At 56.0% G+C, this 16693-nt stretch carries 13 protein-coding genes; 4 read left to right on the top strand and 9 right to left on the bottom strand.

Going from position 1 to position 16693, the window contains the following annotated elements:
- Window positions 1-103: 103 nt before the first annotated feature.
- The 4 genes from amoA to ACWJJK_RS00960 form a co-directional block, all read right to left on the bottom strand.
- The gene (gene amoA / locus ACWJJK_RS00975) at window positions 104-847 is read right to left on the bottom strand and encodes a bacterial ammonia monooxygenase, subunit AmoA (protein ID WP_086132856.1); all 744 of its coding nucleotides are present in this window, start codon (window positions 845-847) and stop codon (window positions 104-106) included.
- A gap of 136 nt (window positions 848-983) precedes the next feature.
- Complete coding sequence (gene amoC / locus ACWJJK_RS00970; protein ID WP_434101818.1) at window positions 984-1769, bottom strand: bacterial ammonia monooxygenase, subunit AmoC; 786 nt, start codon at window positions 1767-1769, stop codon at window positions 984-986.
- Between the two features lie 406 nt (window positions 1770-2175).
- Complete coding sequence (locus tag ACWJJK_RS00965; protein WP_454128557.1) at window positions 2176-3375, bottom strand: acetate/propionate family kinase; 1200 nt, start codon at window positions 3373-3375, stop codon at window positions 2176-2178.
- 70 nt (window positions 3376-3445) lie between these two features.
- The gene (locus ACWJJK_RS00960) at window positions 3446-5824 is read right to left on the bottom strand and encodes a phosphoketolase family protein (protein WP_086133484.1); all 2379 of its coding nucleotides are present in this window, start codon (window positions 5822-5824) and stop codon (window positions 3446-3448) included.
- Window positions 5825-6148: 324 nt separating this feature from the next.
- Here ACWJJK_RS00960 and ACWJJK_RS00955 point away from each other — a divergent pair, with 324 nt between their 5' ends.
- Window positions 6149-7630 (top strand): lipopolysaccharide biosynthesis protein, encoded by a 1482-nt coding sequence (locus ACWJJK_RS00955; RefSeq protein ID WP_454128556.1) that lies wholly within the window; start codon window positions 6149-6151, stop codon window positions 7628-7630.
- 35 nt (window positions 7631-7665) lie between these two features.
- Here ACWJJK_RS00955 and ACWJJK_RS00950 read toward each other — a convergent pair whose 3' ends face one another.
- Both ACWJJK_RS00950 and ACWJJK_RS00945 read right to left on the bottom strand, forming a co-directional pair.
- On the bottom strand, window positions 7666-8376 hold the full coding sequence (locus tag ACWJJK_RS00950) for a rhomboid family intramembrane serine protease (protein WP_240502550.1): 711 nt from the start codon (window positions 8374-8376) through the stop codon (window positions 7666-7668).
- Between the two features lie 183 nt (window positions 8377-8559).
- A complete protein-coding gene (locus ACWJJK_RS00945) occupies window positions 8560-10767 on the bottom strand; it encodes a primosomal protein N' (protein WP_347257808.1) in 2208 nt (735 codons plus the stop codon).
- Between the two features lie 369 nt (window positions 10768-11136).
- Here ACWJJK_RS00945 and ACWJJK_RS00940 point away from each other — a divergent pair, with 369 nt between their 5' ends.
- Window positions 11137-11727: an HNH endonuclease gene (locus tag ACWJJK_RS00940; RefSeq protein WP_077730887.1), complete on the top strand. Its 591-nt coding sequence runs from the start codon at window positions 11137-11139 to the stop codon at window positions 11725-11727.
- Between the two features lie 58 nt (window positions 11728-11785).
- Here the strand turns inward: ACWJJK_RS00940 and ACWJJK_RS00935 are convergent, their stop codons facing one another.
- The 3 genes from ACWJJK_RS00935 to ACWJJK_RS00925 all read right to left on the bottom strand — a co-directional run bounded on the left by ACWJJK_RS00935 (window position 11786) and on the right by ACWJJK_RS00925 (window position 13493).
- A complete protein-coding gene (locus ACWJJK_RS00935; RefSeq protein WP_454128555.1) occupies window positions 11786-12262 on the bottom strand; it encodes an HMA2 domain-containing protein in 477 nt (158 codons plus the stop codon).
- A 2-nt stretch (window positions 12263-12264) separates the two neighbouring features.
- The gene (locus ACWJJK_RS00930) at window positions 12265-12558 is read right to left on the bottom strand and encodes a DUF5132 domain-containing protein (RefSeq protein ID WP_077730885.1); all 294 of its coding nucleotides are present in this window, start codon (window positions 12556-12558) and stop codon (window positions 12265-12267) included.
- A 116-nt stretch (window positions 12559-12674) separates the two neighbouring features.
- Complete coding sequence (locus tag ACWJJK_RS00925) at window positions 12675-13493, bottom strand: EcsC family protein (RefSeq protein ID WP_347257809.1); 819 nt, start codon at window positions 13491-13493, stop codon at window positions 12675-12677.
- Between the two features lie 814 nt (window positions 13494-14307).
- Between ACWJJK_RS00925 and ACWJJK_RS00920 the strand changes: the two genes are divergently transcribed.
- Window positions 14308-14781, top strand: a complete 474-nt coding sequence (locus ACWJJK_RS00920; protein WP_156881663.1) for a hypothetical protein — start codon at window positions 14308-14310, stop codon at window positions 14779-14781.
- A 132-nt stretch (window positions 14782-14913) separates the two neighbouring features.
- Entirely contained in the window at window positions 14914-16443 is a 1530-nt protein-coding gene (locus ACWJJK_RS00915; RefSeq protein ID WP_454128554.1) for a hypothetical protein, read from the top strand.
- Window positions 16444-16693 lie beyond the last annotated feature (250 nt).

The raw sequence follows: 16693 nt of genomic DNA, 5'->3' as shown, positions 1-16693 counted from the left end.
TCCTCTCTCGAGTCTATTCTGTTGTACCCGCCTCTCAAGCCCCCGCGTCAGGGCGCTTCAAAGGCTGGGTGCGTTTTGCTTGTACGTCCGATTCCGGTCCCGATTAGGTCTGCTTCAAGAACCGAATGGTCGAGAACCAACGGCCCACAAAGTGCCACATGAAGTAGATCAGGATCGACATGAACGCCGAGAAGAAAGCCGATACCGGCGCTACGTCCTTACCGAAGGTACGCAGGGTGCCTTTTTCAACCATGCGGATGTACTCGGGGGTACCGGTACGGACATAGTTGTAACCCTGAATGTCGGCAATCGACATCAGCATGCCGTTGTATTCCACCGGCACGTGCAGCGGCGCAATCATCGGCCAGTTGCCCGGATAGAACACCAGACCCCACGCCATACCGCCCACGATCGCCGTGAACAGGTAGCTGCCCGAAAGCATCAGGAAGGTGTCGAGCAAAATCGCACCCGGAACCAGAACCGCCGGGAATACGAAGTTGATGGGGAAGTAGGTCCAGCCCCAGAAGTTGAAGTAGCGGTTGACCCATTCACCAAACAGCAACGCCAACACCGCGATGGTCGCGCCCCAGGGGTTGCGGAACTTTTCCCAGGCCCACGCCTGGATCGCCGCCGGGAAGGTCACCAACACGATCGGGGTCACCGTGACCCACAGACGACGGTCTTTCCAGTCCGACCAGAAGTCCCAGTCACCCATGGTCAACATGGCGTGAATGTGATACGAACCACACACTACAAAGAAGAAAATGAAGATCCCCAGGTAGTCAATGGTCCTGGAGACTTGCACTGCTTCGGCATGAGACCGAACCGCAGATTGAAGTGCGCTCATGAGTTACCTCCAAAAGTTCATTTATTGTCGTTTTAGATGACCGCCCGCCGGGCGGTCATCGTCACGTCCAGTGCCGGTCGCAGCGGCCGCGCCGATCGGTGGTTACCGTCGCCGCTCCGCCGCAACCCGTCCAAACTTATTTCGCGATCAGACCTTGATCCACCGCTTCACAGATTTCCTTGCCCATCAGGTTTCCGAAGCTAGCAAAGATCTGCAGCAACACGCCCATGATGGCCAATGCCAGCCAGCCGAAGATCACGAAGCCGTAGTGCAAGGGCGCTACGAACAACTCTTCCATAAACCAGAAGGTGTGACCCCATTCGTTCAAGCCAACGTTCGGCAGAATCATGAACGGACCGGTCCACAGAATCAGGTACGCCAGCGACAAGCCTTTCGACGTCGAAAAGTGCGGCAGGCGGGTATGCGCATACAGGAACGCGCCACCACCCGTGATGATGTAGATCGGATAGCTCAGGTAGAACTCGATGATGTGCGACGGCGTGAAGTCGGTGTCGCGAACAATCGTCTGGTGCCAGGTGCCGTCCTGCTCGGTGAAGTAGCTCGCACCCCAGTAAATGGCCCATGCATACGCAAACAGCCAAATCAGGTGCGTCATGTTCCGGCGCAGTTCTTCCCGCGGCGCCAGTGCCGCCAGGTTGCGGTCACGGGTCTTCCACAGGTAGCCCCACAGAATCGAGGCGGTGACCACTTCCAGTACGATTTCGGTGTACAGGAAGTTCATCCAATACGTCTCGAATTCCGGTGCAAACGAATCCAGACCGGCGGACCAGCCGTAGACCCCTTCATACCACCGAACCCACATATAAAAGACCGTGTACAGCATGAACGCAAAGGTCAGCCACTTCATGTCCAAAAGCGGCTTGTCTTGCGCTGCTACGCCACCAACTGTTGTTGCAGCCATAGTTTTACCTCCAAAGTTAGTACTCATTCGCGGTGCGTCGCCGCCCCGCTACCTCGTCGTGCATCCTTGTCTTCTTCATTCTTGCCCCTGGCCCAAGGGCCCCTGCGACAAAATGCCCCACTCCTAGGGTGCGTTGCAGTCTATCACTCATTCATGCCTTGTCAAGGCTATATCCGACGATTCCTACTGCCTTTCCGACTGGAGCTCTGAGGCCGCGATAAATCAGGGCAAAAGCACACACACAGAAAAGAGACCGGCACGCGTTCGCGCTCTTGCAGAAAGGCCAGGAATGGGCACTCCAAACGAGCCTGCCGCCCGGAATTCAGAGAACACGAAAGCTCAGTACCAAAAGAAATGGAAGAAGCCGCAAAGGAGTGAAAAAACACGTACCAATGGTTTTCCGAGACTATTCGATTGAACCGACGGACCGAGCATCAATCACTTCCGCGGCCTCGCGGGCGATTTCCAGCTCCTCGTCTGTCGGCACGATTAGGATTTTGGCTCGACCATGGGAGGCTTGCAGCTCCGACGTTTCAGACGCGTCCATTGCGTTTTTGCGTACATCGATCACGATTCCGAACGGCTCTAGACCCGAGCAGATTTTGTAGCGGATGGGAGCGGCATGCTCACCGATACCGCCCGTAAAGATCAACGCATCGATGTTACCCAGCACAGCCAAGTAGCCCCCGATGTATTTTTTGATCGCGTAACAGTACATTTCGACGGCCAACCGGGCGTCTTCGCCGCCGACCGCAGCACGCCGCAAAATTTCGCGCATATCATTCGCCCCGACGAGCGCCTTGAGCCCGGCGTTCCTGCTTAGAAGGCACTCTATGTCTCTCGCTGAATAATTGCGGGAGTTCATCAAATGGAGGACGATGCCGGGATCGATGTCGCCGCACCGCGTACCCATGATTAAGCCCGCCAAAGGCGTCATGCCCATCGATGTATCGACGCTACGGCCGTGCTTAATGGCTGTAGCGCTCGCCCCATTACCCAAGTGCAACGCGATGAAGTTGCACGACTCCGGCGGTCGCCCCAGATGGGCGGCGGCTCGTTTCGTGACGTACGCGAACGAGGTTCCGTGAAACCCGTACCGGCGTATTCGATCGTCCCGATAAAATTTTTTCGGCAGCGCGTAATGGTAGGCGTGAGGCGGCATGGATTGGTGAAAGGCCGTATCGAACACAGCGACCTGAGGCACGCCTGGCCAGAGTGCGCGGCAAACCTCAATGCCCAGCAAATTTGGCGGATTATGGAGAGGCGCGAGCGGAACAGCCGCTCGAATCGCCGCCATGACCGAATCGTCGACGACGACAGCGGAACGGAAAGTCTCCCCTCCGTGCACCACACGGTGGCCTATTGCAAAAAGCTCGTTCGGGTCCGGCAACTCGCCAGACTCGTCGAGCCTCCGCATCACTTCGGCAAAGGCTTGACGGTGGTCAGCGAATCCATGCCCCTCACCACCATCTTCAGGCGAAGAAGTGTGAGTCTCTCCAATTCGTTCGATAATGCCTGACAGCAGGACACGTTCGTCACTCAGATCAAACAACCGATACTTTACGGACGAACTACCCGAGTTGAGGACCAAAAGCTTCCTCTGCATGAATTCTCAGTCAGCTTGAGGGAGTGCGTCTACGAAATCCTTTCCGGGCCGCGCCATCGTCGCTCGCTCATTATTGAGGCCATGTCCAATTGGCGAACTCCGGCTTGTCCACACCGTGCTCATACGCATAATTGCTGCACTCGATCTGCATGTCGCGAAGCTTTTCCTTGACATGGGCGCCCGCAACCAACAGCCCCGGCACGCGATTAATCACATCGATCGCCAGGCTGAAACGGTCGATTTCGTTCTCGATGGCCAATTCCAGCGGGGTATTGATATTTCCTTTCTCTTTATACCCTCGCACGTGCAGGTTCTTATGATTGGTTCTTCTGTAAGAGAGGCGATGGATCAGCCACGGATACCCGTGGAAATTGAAAATAATCGGCTTATCCAAGGTGAAGAGACTGTCGAAATCGCGGTCGTTAAGGCCGTGGGGGTGTTCGCTTGCAGGCTGCAGCTTGAACAAATCGACCACATTGATGAAACGGATCTTCAATGTCGGGAAGTGCTCGCGCAGGAGCATGACAGCCGCTAGCGCCTCTTTCGTTGGGATGTCGCCGCAACCCACCATGACGACATCCGGCTCCGAACCCTGGTCGTTGCTCGCCCAATCCCAGATTCCCAGGCCCTTGATGCAATGCTTTATCGCTGCTTCCATGTCCAAATACTGCAAATGCTTCTGCTTGTCCGAAACAATCACGTTGACGTTATAGGTACTTCGGAGGCAATGGTCCGCCACGCATAGGAGCGTATTGACGTCGGGGGGCAGGTAAATACGGGTCACTTCGGGGCTCTTGTTGACCACGAGATCGAGAAACCCCGGATCCTGATGAGTGAAGCCGTTATGATCCTGTCGCCATACGGTAGAGGTGATCAAGAGGTTCAGGGAAGATACGGGAGCGCGCCAGGGGATGTCGTTGGCAATATCCAGCCATTTTGCGAACTGGTTGAACATCGAGTCGATCACGTGGACGAAGGCCTCATAGGTCGAGAAGAATCCGTGCCGCCCGGTAAGCAGATAGCCCTCGAGCCAGCCCTCCAGCGTGTGCTCCGACAACATTTCCATAACACGCCCCTCCGGCGATAATTCGCCGCCGTCGGCGTCCTCCGGCAAGTAGTCGGCCAGCCACATTTTTTTGCTGGCTTCGTACACATCATCCAGCTTGTTGGAAGTGGTCTCGTCCGGACCGAATACCCGGAAGTTACTAGGATTTAGCGCCAGAATGTCGCGCAAAAAGCGTCCGAGGGGCCGCGTATTTTCCGACTCCACGGAACCAGGTTTCGGCACCTCGACCGCATAATCGCGAAAATCGGGCATCCTTAAAGCTTTACGGAGCAAGCCACCATTGGCATGGGGATTGGCGCTCATGCGCCGATTCCCCCTGGGAGCCAGAGCCTTCAACTCGGGAACGAGGCGGCCGGTGGCATCGAACAGTTTCTCCGGCTCATAACTTCGCATCCATTCTTCGAGCATCTTGAGGTGCTCCGGATTCTGGGCGATTCCTGCGAGCGGCACTTGGTGCGAACGCCAGAAACCTTCTATTTTGTGGCCGTCGACCGTCTTGGGTCCTGTCCACCCCTTCGGGCTGCGCAGCACGATCATAGGCCACCGCGGGCGGCTCAGGCCACCGCCCTGGCGGGCTTCCTGCCGAATCCGACGAATTTCGAGCACGCAATGTTCTAAAGTAGCCGCCATCGCTTGATGCATGGTTTCCGGATCGCTGCCCTCGACAAAATAGGGCGTCCATCCATATCCCGCGAACAGCTGCTCCAGTTCCTCATGGGAAATGCGCGCCAGGACGGTCGGATTATTGATCTTATATCCATTGAGGTGGAGGATCGGCAGTACCGCACCGTCCCGAACCGGATTGAGGAATTTATTCGAATGCCAGGAGGCTGCGAGAGCTGCGGTTTCTGCCTCGCCATCGCCGACCATTACGGTAACCAAGAGATCGGGGTTATCGAACGCCGCACCGAAGGCATGGGAAATGCTGTAACCTAACTCTCCCCCTTCATGGATCGATCCCGGCATTTCCGGCGTGCAATGGCTGCCGATTCCGCCTGGAAACGAGAATTCCCTGAAGAACAGACGCATCCCCTCTTCGTCTTCATTTTTATTCGGATAGATTTCGGAGTACGTACCCTCGAGATAAACCGGCGCCAATACGCCTGGCGCTCCATGACCGGGGCCGGTGATGAAAATCGCATCAAGATCGTACTTATTGATTAGGCGATTGAGATGAACGTAGCTGAAACTCAAGCCGGGACTGGAGCCCCAATGACCGAGCAAGCGCTTTTTGATATGCCCCGGCTGCAAAGGCTCTTTCAGCAGAGGATTGTCCTTCAGATAAATCATGCCCACCGCAAGGTAGTTGCACGCCCGCCAGTAGGCATCGAGTTTTTGCAGCTCGTCGGCCTCGAGTGGGTGTTCCGCGATAAAAGACGCCATGGGCTTACCTCGCTGTTTGTTAGCTGATGAACTTAAGAAACAAGGCCGATTAAAACTCGGCCTTCATCATTGACTTTGCTTCGAAAACAACCAATTTTAGTTTGACAAGCTTAGATGAGCATAATTTGATTACTTTTATCCGAAAAACCATGCAAATGCCGACGCGAACATCTATGAATTCGCGAAAACTTCCCACAAACGGCAACTCTTAAACGAGAACGTCGTGACACGGGTTGGAACGCATGAGAAACCGCACAAGATTTTGGCGTCCATCCGGACTCGCCATAAAATGACGGCCTTCAAACATCGCCGGCGCATCAACTTTTGAACCCTCTCCGCAAGCTTGCCTCGCAAACCGTCATCTACGGCTTGAGCAGCATCATCGGCAGATTCCTCAACTATCTGCTGGTTCCGCTGTACACCTATACGTTTCCGGCGCAGGAATACGGCATCGTTTCGGAGTTTTATGCCTACGCCGGCTTTTTCGCCGTACTCCTGGTGTTCGGCCTGGAAACGGGCTTTTTCCGCTTCAGCAACCGGGAAGAACTCCGGTCGGACACCGTATACTCGACGGCGCTCGTCTTCTTGATATTGGCGAACCTGGCGTTTGTCTCCGGAATCGTCGTGTTTCGCGAACCGCTTGCGGCGCTGCTCCGTTATTCGGAGCATCCGGAATATCTGGTGTGGTTCGGTGCGATTCTGGCGCTCGATTCCGTCTCGGCACTGCCGTTCGCCAAGCTGCGCTCCGAGAACCGGGCTTGGCGCTTTGCCGGCATCAAACTGATCGAAATCGTACTCGCCATAGGACTCAACCTGTTCTTCCTGATTTATTGCAAAAAGGCCGAGGAGCTTTGGCCGAACTCGCTTGGAGCGCGTTTGTACGATCCGGCTATCGGTGTCGGCTATATCTTCCTGGCAAATCTCGCGGCCAGCGCGTTCAAGCTCCTATTACTCCTACCGCAATTCAAAAGCTTGCGGCATGGGCTCGATTCGCGACTTCTGAAGAGCTTGCTGGCTTACTCTCTGCCGATGGTGGTGATCGGATTTGCGGGGATGGTCAACGAAATGCTCGACCGCGCCATCCTGAAATTTCTGCTGCCCTATGATCTTGCGACCAATCTGCGCATGCTGGGCATCTATGGCGCGTGCTACAAGCTGTCGATCCTGATGTCGCTCTTCATACAGGCCTTCCGGTATGCAGGCGAACCCTTCTTTTTTGCATACGCCGGACGGGCGGACGCGAAGCGCGCTTATGCCCTCGTGATGAATTATTTCGTGATCTTCTGCGTATTCATCTTCCTGGTGGTGACCCTGTACATCGACGTATTCAAGTACTTCGTCGGCGCGGAATACCGGCAAGGGCTAGACGTCGTGCCCATTTTGCTCTTGGCCAATCTGTTTCTGGGCATCTACGTCAACCTGTCGATCTGGTACAAACTCACCGATCGAACCCTGATGGGGGCATGGGTGTCATTGATCGGCGCCGCGCTCACCATCGGGCTGAATATATGGTGGATTCCGATCATGGGCTACATGGGCTCGGCCTGGGCGACGCTGGCGTGTTATGCCACGATGACCGTCATTTCCTACGCTCTCGGTCAATACTATTACCCGGTGCGTTATCCGCTAGGAAAGATCGTGGGCTATCTCCTGCTCGGATTATTGCTGTACGGCGGACACAAAGATCTGGTGGAGTCGTGCGGCTTGACGTCCTGGACGGTCGGCACGGCATTCCTCGGGCTTTACCTCCTGATCGTCGCCCTGGTGGATATGCGCCCTATGCTCAGAAAACGGCAGCCGGCGTAAGGCTCGCTCTCGGCAGAACGTCGACAGACTGAAAATCAGTAGCGGTCATACGGCCCCGCCGCATGCCGAAGATGCTGAGCCAGATAATCCGGTCGATGCATGGGACCAGCCAAAATCAGGCCAGCCAGAAATCCCCCCACGTGTGCCCAGAACGCCACGCCACCGCCGGCCTCTTGCAGGGCTGGGAGTCCACCTGCGATCTGGATGAAGAACCAATATCCCAGCATGGCAATGGCAGGCAAAGCCACAGTGGTCACATAGAATCCGAGGAAGATCAGCGTCACTATTCTGGCCCTCGGATAGAGCCGAGCATACGCTCCCATCACCCCTCCGATCGCGCCGGACGCACCCACCATGGGTATTGCCGCAGCCGGATCGGTGAAGATCTGAGCGCCGGCGGCGGCCAAGCCACATGCGAGATAAAAAATAACGAACCGTATCGGCCCCATCGAGTCTTCGACGTTGTCGCCGAACACCCAAAGGAACCAGAGATTTCCGATGATGTGAAACCACCCGCCGTGGAGGAACATATGGGTCACCAGGGTCAGGACGGACGTGTCCCCGGTCAGCTCGCAGCCCAGATTTTCTCCGAGGGGAATGACGGTTCCGGCCGGTACACGATCGAACAGCTCACCCGGGATCAAGCCATAATTGCACAAGGACCACGCCAGCGGCTCGCCGTTACCCAAGCCTTGAACAAAAACCCAACTGGCGATATTCAGCCCGATTATCGCAATCGTCGCCACTGGCCTCCTGACAATCGGATTTTCGTCTCGTAATGGGAACATAGATTCCTCGCATGTCTTGTGAGTGGTATTTGGGAAACCCAAGGCCGTCGCGACACTCGACTCCAGCGCCATGCTAATTGGAGTCCGGGAGAAAAAGAAGCCAAGATCAAGCGAACCTGTAAACGGCGCCACTAGCCGCTATCAATAAAGGTCGACCGGATCGACGTCTATAGACCAACGGACTCGCTTGGCTTCATCAAGTTCCGAAATCAACGGCAGTAGTGACTCGATAAGTCCGTGCAGCAGATTGCGCCTGGCGGATTGAAACAGCAGTTGATAACGCTGCCGTCCGGCCCGCCGCGCCATCGGTGCGGGAACCGGCCCCAACACCAACAATTCGGGCGACGGTCGCTCGTTCGCAAGATCGGCAACTCGCCCCAAGAAGCTTCGCGGCGCATCGATGTCGGTCGCCTCCGCCCGCCATAGCGCCTGATAGGTAAAGGGGGGCAACTGCGCCGCTCGGCGCTCGTCCGTACAGGCTTTTGCAAAACCGGAATAGCCGTCCCTGATCAACACATGAAGCAATGGGTGGCCAGGGTGCCGAGTCTGCAAAACGACGGTGCCCATTCGTTCTTCCCGCCCGGCGCGGCCCGCTACTTGAATAATCAATTGCGCAGTCCGTTCGCCGGAACGAAAGTCGGTGCTGTAGAGGCCGGAATCCACGTCCGTGATTCCGACCAGCGTGACCCGCGGAAAATGATGGCCTTTCGCCAGCATCTGGGTGCCGATCAGGATATCCATCCGGCCTTCGTGAATGTCGTTCAAAAGCGTTTCCAATCGTCCTTTGCGCCGCGTGCTGTCGCGGTCGATGCGCACTATGCGGGCGCCTGGGAACAACTCTGCCAACGCGTTCTCCACGCGCTCGGTCCCGAGCCCCAAGGGGCGAAGGTCTTCACTGCCGCAGCCGTTACAAGAACGGGCCAAGGACTGTTCGAACCCGCAGTGATGGCAACGCAGACGCCCGTCACCGGCATGAACGACCAAGTTCGCGTCGCAACGTCGGCAACGGGCGACCCATCCGCAGGCGTGACAAATCAAAGTCGGCGCAAAACCGCGCCGATTGACGAACAACAGCGCCTGCTCGCCGCGGCTCAATGTGTCGGCAATATACGCGATCAGTGCCGGCGAAAGCCCTTCCCGCAAGCGATGCCCTCGAATATCGAGCAATCGGAAGCTGGGTTGGAGCGCCCCGCCTGCGCGATGAAGAAGCCGCAAATGCCGATACCGCTCCTGCGATACGTTGCAGAGACTTTCCAAAGACGGCGTGGCCGACCCCAACAGAATAGGAATGTTGAACAGCCGGGCTCGCATGACGGCCACGTCGCGCGCCGAGAAGCGGAAGCCATCCTGCTGCTTGAATGAAGTGTCGTGCTCCTCGTCCAGAATGATCATCCCCGGCGACTTCATCGGGGTGAAGACGGCGGAACGGGTACCGAGCAGAATACTCACCTCCCCTCGCTGCATTTGTAGCCAGGAACGGCAGCGCTCGGTTTCCGTGAGCCCGGAATGAAATATCGCGACCGGAACCGAGAAGCGGCTGCGAAAGCGGGCTTGCAACTGAGGCGTCAGATTGATTTCCGGCAGCAAGATCATGATCTGCTCGCCTCGCGCCAAAACCTCCTGCGTCAATTGCAGATACACTTCGGTTTTACCGCTGCCGGTCACGCCTTCCAGCAAGAAAGCGGCGTACGCGCCCATGGCCTCCCGAACGGCGGCTATTGCGCGCTGCTGGTCCTCGTTGAGATCGAAAGGAGGAGATTTGAGTGAATTGTGGGCAGGTACTTGCGCTTCCCGGCTCTGGCACCAGCACGCCAAACCTTTCCGAACCAGGCCGTCTACAGCACCGCGCCAGTCCCAATCCAGTTCGCTCAAAAGACTATGAGGAACGCCGTTCGGATGCTCGCGGAGCAATCCGATCAACGCCGCTTGGCGAGGGGCTCTCTTGCATGACTGCGCCGCGAAAGCATAGTCCTCCGTGACCAGGCGAAGAACCCGTTCTCCCGCGAGCTCGGCCGCACTGCCCTTGCGCAACAGGACGGCCAGAGCCGCTGCGACGACCTCACCGATAGGATGGTGATAATAACGGCTCGCCCAGTTGAGCAACCGGAGATCGTCGGAAGACAGCAAGGGATCGCTGTCGAGTATCGCTAACGCCTCCTTCAAACGTCCACGGTCCACCTCCGATTCTTCCGCAATGTCCATCAATACGCCAATTTTTCGGCGACGGCCGAAGGGAACTTCGACGCGGACGCCAAGCTTCAAACTCTGAATATCGGAAGCTGAAGGAGGAAGATAGTCGAACAGACGTCGCAAAGGCACCGAAACAGCGATCTTAAGAATTTTCGTCATGTTCAACGAACTGCCACAAATCCCGGGTAGAATCGGGAAAACCGCAACACGCTTAGCAGAAAAGCAAAATCTTGCTTATCCACAGTTTCTGTGGATAACTTTGTGGAATAGATGTCGGGATGTTGCCGAAAAATGCATGAAGACTAGACTTTCATTAAATTGTAAAGATTTTGACCAAAACTTATTTTTTATAATTTTATCAATGCCTTATTTGGTCACAAAAAAATCTAATCGCGGCAGCACTGATTCAAATTTTTCCTTGACAAACAAATTGAATACACTGTGCATAAGTCGACCGACGACAGCAACCGGAAATCAAGTGTTTAACCATTCTGCAATGAAAGACAACAATCGAACGATGGAGGATCTATGGAGATTTATCATCTACAGGTGTTACGTACCGATGCCTCTGGCATGCCGCTGGAATGGATAGGCTACCAAGAGGCGGCAAAGCTTTATCATCTAGGTGAAGTAGCCTATAGCTGCGGTACCCACCTGTATACGCTGCGGGGTGGCATTAATGCCAAGACGGGGCGCCGCAGTCTCATCGAAGTCAATTCGATCATCGCCACACACCACCACCATAACAACGGCTACGGCATCGATCCCAACTACGTTCCGCCCCTAAGCAATCCTGCCCTATTCCGCCGCGACAACAATCTTTGTCTTTACTGCGGCCACCGATTTCACCATAGCGACCTTTCCCGCGACCACATCACTCCGATCAGCGTCGGAGGCGCCGACACCTGGAACAATGTCGTAACCGCATGCAAGCGCTGCAACAACCATAAAGCCGGACGAACCCCGGAACAAGCCGGCATGCAACTCCTAGCCATTCCGTTCACCCCAACCCACGCGGAATATGTCTACCTACAAGGACGCCGGGTATTGAGCGATCAAATGGAATTCTTGAAAGCGCATTTTCCCCGCAAAAGCCCTTTGCATCAGCGGTTAAGCTAGCGCCTTCAGCTCCCTCAGATGGTCTGCAACATCCGACAAAGAGTACGCGCGCTTCCGGCTAGTGTTTGCCGATTTTGTCCGAACCGACCAGACTGATCGCTTCCCAAAGCATGGAAACCGCCGGCACCAGAATCTGCCCGCGTCTCGCCTGATAAACAGCCAATCCCACCAACAAAAGAAAAAAGGCCGACTGCAAATCCACTAGCCCGCCACTCGCGGTGGTAAGGCTGCGGTCAAATGCATTGAGACCCTTGGTTGCGTGCTGACCCAGCGTGCGGACGGGTGTGGCCGACAAGGGTTTAACGGAAAATAAAGCGGCTTGCTCCGCATACCTTGCAACATCGCTTGCACTCGTTTCCGCGGCGTGAAGCAGCAAAACGCTACCGGTAAACGCATTGAGCTTGACGCTGGTAACGCCCGGACATTCGGCTAAACGTTCGGCGAGAGCGGCAAAAAAGGCCGAATCATTGCGCTTTTCGGGAATTCTCAGCCGTAATCGACCGGCTAGCTCGTGAACGACGAAGGCCGAGACCATCTTTAGCCTTTCATATCGCTTTCCGCAGCGGCTTGCTCGGCGGCTTCGAATCCTTCCGCTGCGGCCGCCTGCTCTGCCAGCTCCGCTCGAACCTCGGCCACCAGATCTTCGAAGGTTTCGCCGGCTTCAGCCGCCCATTCGCGGCCTTTTTCGAACAGCAGGATGCCGGTCTTCACGGCTGCTCGTGCAACTGGCCGCAGCGCCGGCGCAAGAACGACACCGGCCGCCACCATGCCAAGCCCGATCACAACGCCTTTGGCCACACCGTTTTCAAGAAAATCGCCGAAACCAGCCATCGCTACCTCCCTGGATTCCAGAAACCCCATTGATAAGAAAAAACCTCGGCCGCATAAAAAGCCAAGGGTATTATGCCAGCGGGCCAAGAACCACGAAAAGTTTAAATAAGGGAAAGCTAAACTGACGCGTACGAGAGCTTGTACTCGGGGGTCCGCAGCTTATCGTACTCCGCTCGAATGAGCCTCGGGCCGTACTTCCGCTCGAGACGGCGGATCGTAAAGTGGCTATGTGCCATAACTTGAAAGTGCTGAATGAACACGCTGTTGACCAAAGCGCCGCCGACCGCCCCCACAATCGGGACGATTTCCGCCGCGGCTTTTTCCGAGACCGTTATGCCGAAACGGCTCGAGATCATCATAATAAAATCCACCAACATCGGCGCGCCGGCCCGATTGCCTAGGCCGTTCCGAGCGATATAGCTGGAGGCTGCCGCAACGGGCCGCTCCAAAGCGAGACGCAACCCGTAGTACCCGGCATCAGCCGCATCATCTTCCTTAGTACGCCCACCCAAGGCGAACACTTCGAGACATGCCAGACGGGTCGCGATATCGTCGAGATCTTCGCCCTCGCTGCGGGCGATATCGGCAATCGAACGCAGCATGAGAACGGTCGTAAACGGCAGCTCCACCAGCAAGGCCGGACCGCCTAAAAAACCACCGACCGCGCCGCTCGCGATGCTGAGCAACTTGTAATACACGTCGCGGGATGGCGTCCCCGGCTTATTGTCCAAGCTCGTGACCGCCACGCCCAAAGCCTTCCAAATGGCATTCTCGGCGCAGCGATGCAGTCTTCGGTACCATGGCGTTGGCAAAAGCTTAAGCCCTTTCTCCAAGGGTGTGCCGACCGCATCGGCAAGCCTGACGGCGAAGGCGGGATATTCTAGATGCCGATATGCCCGCTTGAGACTCAAATAGTCTTGGTGCGACAAAGCCATGGGTCTGCCACTCATAATCAGATCGCTCGCTCGGCCCGAACCGCTGTTTGCAAAGAGCGTGAAAATAGCCGCACGAGATTACAGTTATATGACGGCAGCCGTCGAGGGCCATGTTATTACCGCTCCCGTGCCGCCTCATGGAACGCTTTTCAATAAGGCGAGAGCAAATCCCAAAACCATTCTGATCGTACATTGAGGTTGCCGCGGCCAGATCCGACCAACACTGTCAGATGATTTGAACTGCCACTCCCGATTCGAAGCTGCCATTCGTAGCGGTCGTCCATGCGCCTGATTTTCGGCTAAAGCGGAAGATCGCGGATTGATGATTGCGACTTTGCCTGAACGTCAGCTTTTGATATTGCCCACGTAGCGCTTAGTACCCAAAGCTGCTGGGCCTTATTATTAACCCGGCCTATAAATATAGGCCGGGTTAATCCGGGGCAGGGATGCCCCGGCGCGGCGACCAGCCGCTTGAGCCCAGGCCGGGCGTGTACCGGCCTGGGCGGCGGCCCGAAATACCAGGAGGGTATTTACAGGCCTGATTAATAAGGGTTCAAATGGCAGTTCTCCAGACATACAATCCCTACCCCCTTTTTTACTTGGACAAGGTGTCCTTCGAATATCGGTTTAGTCTCCTCCCGCCCCATAAGGGAGCCGATATTTGGATCGAAATGACGGACAGCCACTTTCATCCTCGGCATCCAAATATTTCAATGATTCGTCGGCCACACCCGCGATAACCTGTGATTCTGGCAAATCCGATTCTTTCATCAAATGCGTTATGGCGAAGAGGCGTTTCGCGTAGGAGGTGACTATGACGAAACACAATCGCAACGTGTATGGGGTAGTCCTACAGCCGTTGACAGTATTGCTTGTCTTTGTGGCATTAGCCTCATCTTCGAGAGCGGACGCTCCAAGACCAGCATTTACCGAACGCGGCATCGAAGGAAGGTGGGGATTTTCGGGGGAGTTCGGGATGATTGTGCCCCCCGCTGCCCCTCAAGCGGTGCCAACGGCCGCCCTTGGCACGGTGATCTTTGATGGCCACGGAGGCTGCGCGGTCACCACGACTGTCAATATCAACGGGACTATCCTCGGACCTCTCACGTCCAAGACGTGCACCCATTCGGTCAATCCCGATGGCACGGGTACCAGTGTCGCCGAGTTCTCGGGAACGGCCTTTGATGGGCCTTCGACAGTCGCGTTTGTGATCGTCGACCGCAATCGCGAGATCCGATTCATCAACACCACCCTCACGGTCGCCGGATTTACCGCCAAGCGGCAGTAGCTAGAGCCGCTCGATAATGGCATCGCATCTCCTGAATGACTCTTCACATCAACACTGTCATGACCGCAAGCTTTAGTTCCTGCACAAACAGCGATAACGGCAACCGCAGCGAAACCATGAAAGGAGGACAATATGGCACGAGTAGAAGGATTTGAGCCGGCGAATAGCGATCAGGTGCCGGTAGATGCTAATGGAAATCCCGTCGCCGTGGGCGTGTGGGGTGACTCCACCACCGGAGTAGGCGTGTTCGGTACGAGCGGCGCTCTCCCTCCTAACGTAGCGAACATCCCTACTAACATCGCCGGGGTGGAAGGCCACAGCATCCAAAATCCGGGAGTATTTGGCCGCAGCATCGAGGGCGAAGGTGTCGCGGGCGAAAGCTTGCAGAGCCTAGGTATGCTTGGCCGAAGTGCAACCGGCACCGGCGTATTGGGCGTTACATTTGTTCCAACTCCCGACGCCTCCGGTGTCTTCGGCTCCAGCACTACCGGTGGTAACGGCGTGACCGGCTTCGTCGGCGAGGCCACCGGCGTGGTGGGAAGTAGCATCAGGGGTACCGGCGTCCGCGGGACTAGCGGCGATGGGGATGGCGTACTTGGTGAACGTTTCGGTGTACCTACCGGCGGCTTCGAAGCCGGCGTACGCGGACTCTGCGATGCCGGGTTCGGCATCGTGGGCTCCAGCAACTCTCTAGTGGGTGTGTTCGGCTTAGCCGGCACAGAGCGAACAAGAGGCATTGGCGTAGCCGGAGCAGCAGTCAATACCGGCACCGGCGTATCTGGCGTAGCGGGAGAAGGCACGGGCGTGCGTGGCGATAGTGCCTCTGGCTCCGGTGTGAGTGGCAATAGCCGCGGTGGTTTCTTCAGCGCCGGTGTGAGTGGCGATAGCAGCGGTGGTTTCATCAGCGTTGGTGTGTGGGGTACAAGTTCTGCTCAAAGGGGCATTGGCGTGTACGGCAGAGGGGGTGAAGATGGATGGGCAGCATTTCTCGATGGAAAAGTCGAGGTTTTTGGTCCTTTAATCAAGTCCGGTGGTGGCTTCAGGATCGATCACCCCCTTGAGCCGGCGCACAAGTACCTTGCTCACTCATTTGTCGAGTCGGCCGAGATGAAGAATGTTTATGACGGGGTTGCGGCTCTTGACGGGAATGGGGAGTGTTTTGTGGAGCTTCCTGAATGGTTTGAAGCCCTCAATTGCGACTTCCGCTATCAGCTCACCTCTATTGGCGAGCCTGCCCCTAACCTTCATGTCGCTCGGGAGATTTCAAACAATCGCTTCAATATTGCGGGAGGTAAGTCGGGGATGAAAGTTTCTTGGCAGGTAACAGGCATTCGCAAGGATTCTTGGGCGCAAGCACATCCATTAATAGTAGAGGAAGAAAAGCCTGCGGATGAGCAGGGTTATTATCGGCACCCAGAGTCGTACAATCAGCCCCCGGAAAATAGCACTTTTTGGAAGGGGAACTCTGAATTGAGGCTTCAGCTTGCGGCGCAACAGGAAGGCTTATTCAGCAAAGAGATTGACCAGCTACGAGCCAAACAGATGGCATCTCCAGAAGAGCCATCGAAGATCGACCGCGCCCGCCTTGAGGAGGAGTGGCGACGGGTGGAGGAGTTAGTGCAGCGAATAGGCCAACCGACCCTGAGTAAGAATAGCGAGTAACCGAGGGCCTCGGAAAGCCACCACAGGCAGGACGCAAAGTCCGCGCACGAAACGGACGGTCACGTCTACATCGGTTTCACTTTCGATGTAGGGTGCGTTGCGTGCACCCTGCATCGTCGAACCGTATGCAGCGCACAGTATCTCCTTCATCATTTTCTAGCTTTTAGCTCCCCTAAGTACATTCCGCAAATATTTGCGGAATCTCGACAGATTGGCTTGATTGGCGGGGTTGTCCTGCAGGTTGCCTATG

Source organism: Methylocaldum gracile (assembly GCF_053646815.1).
This window is presented reverse-complemented; position numbering and strand designations above follow the sequence as displayed.

Bases quoted from the DNA above. Each gene is read 5' to 3' on its own strand.
- amoA (WP_086132856.1), bottom strand. From the start codon at position 847: ATGAGCGCACTTCAATCTGCGGTTCGGTCTCATGCCGAAGCAGTGCAA.
- amoC (WP_434101818.1), bottom strand. From the start codon at position 1,769: ATGGCTGCAACAACAGTTGGTGGCGTAGCAGCGCAAGACAAGCCGCTT.
- ACWJJK_RS00965 (WP_454128557.1), bottom strand. From the start codon at position 3,375: ATGCAGAGGAAGCTTTTGGTCCTCAACTCGGGTAGTTCGTCCGTAAAG.
- ACWJJK_RS00960 (WP_086133484.1), bottom strand. From the start codon at position 5,824: ATGGCGTCTTTTATCGCGGAACACCCACTCGAGGCCGACGAGCTGCAA.
- ACWJJK_RS00945 (WP_347257808.1), bottom strand. From the start codon at position 10,767: ATGACGAAAATTCTTAAGATCGCTGTTTCGGTGCCTTTGCGACGTCTG.
- ACWJJK_RS00940 (WP_077730887.1), top strand. From the start codon at position 11,137: ATGGAGATTTATCATCTACAGGTGTTACGTACCGATGCCTCTGGCATG.
- ACWJJK_RS00935 (WP_454128555.1), bottom strand. From the start codon at position 12,262: ATGGTCTCGGCCTTCGTCGTTCACGAGCTAGCCGGTCGATTACGGCTG.
- ACWJJK_RS00930 (WP_077730885.1), bottom strand. From the start codon at position 12,558: ATGGCTGGTTTCGGCGATTTTCTTGAAAACGGTGTGGCCAAAGGCGTT.
- ACWJJK_RS00925 (WP_347257809.1), bottom strand. From the start codon at position 13,493: ATGGCTTTGTCGCACCAAGACTATTTGAGTCTCAAGCGGGCATATCGG.
- ACWJJK_RS00920 (WP_156881663.1), top strand. From the start codon at position 14,308: ATGACGAAACACAATCGCAACGTGTATGGGGTAGTCCTACAGCCGTTG.
- ACWJJK_RS00915 (WP_454128554.1), top strand. From the start codon at position 14,914: ATGGCACGAGTAGAAGGATTTGAGCCGGCGAATAGCGATCAGGTGCCG.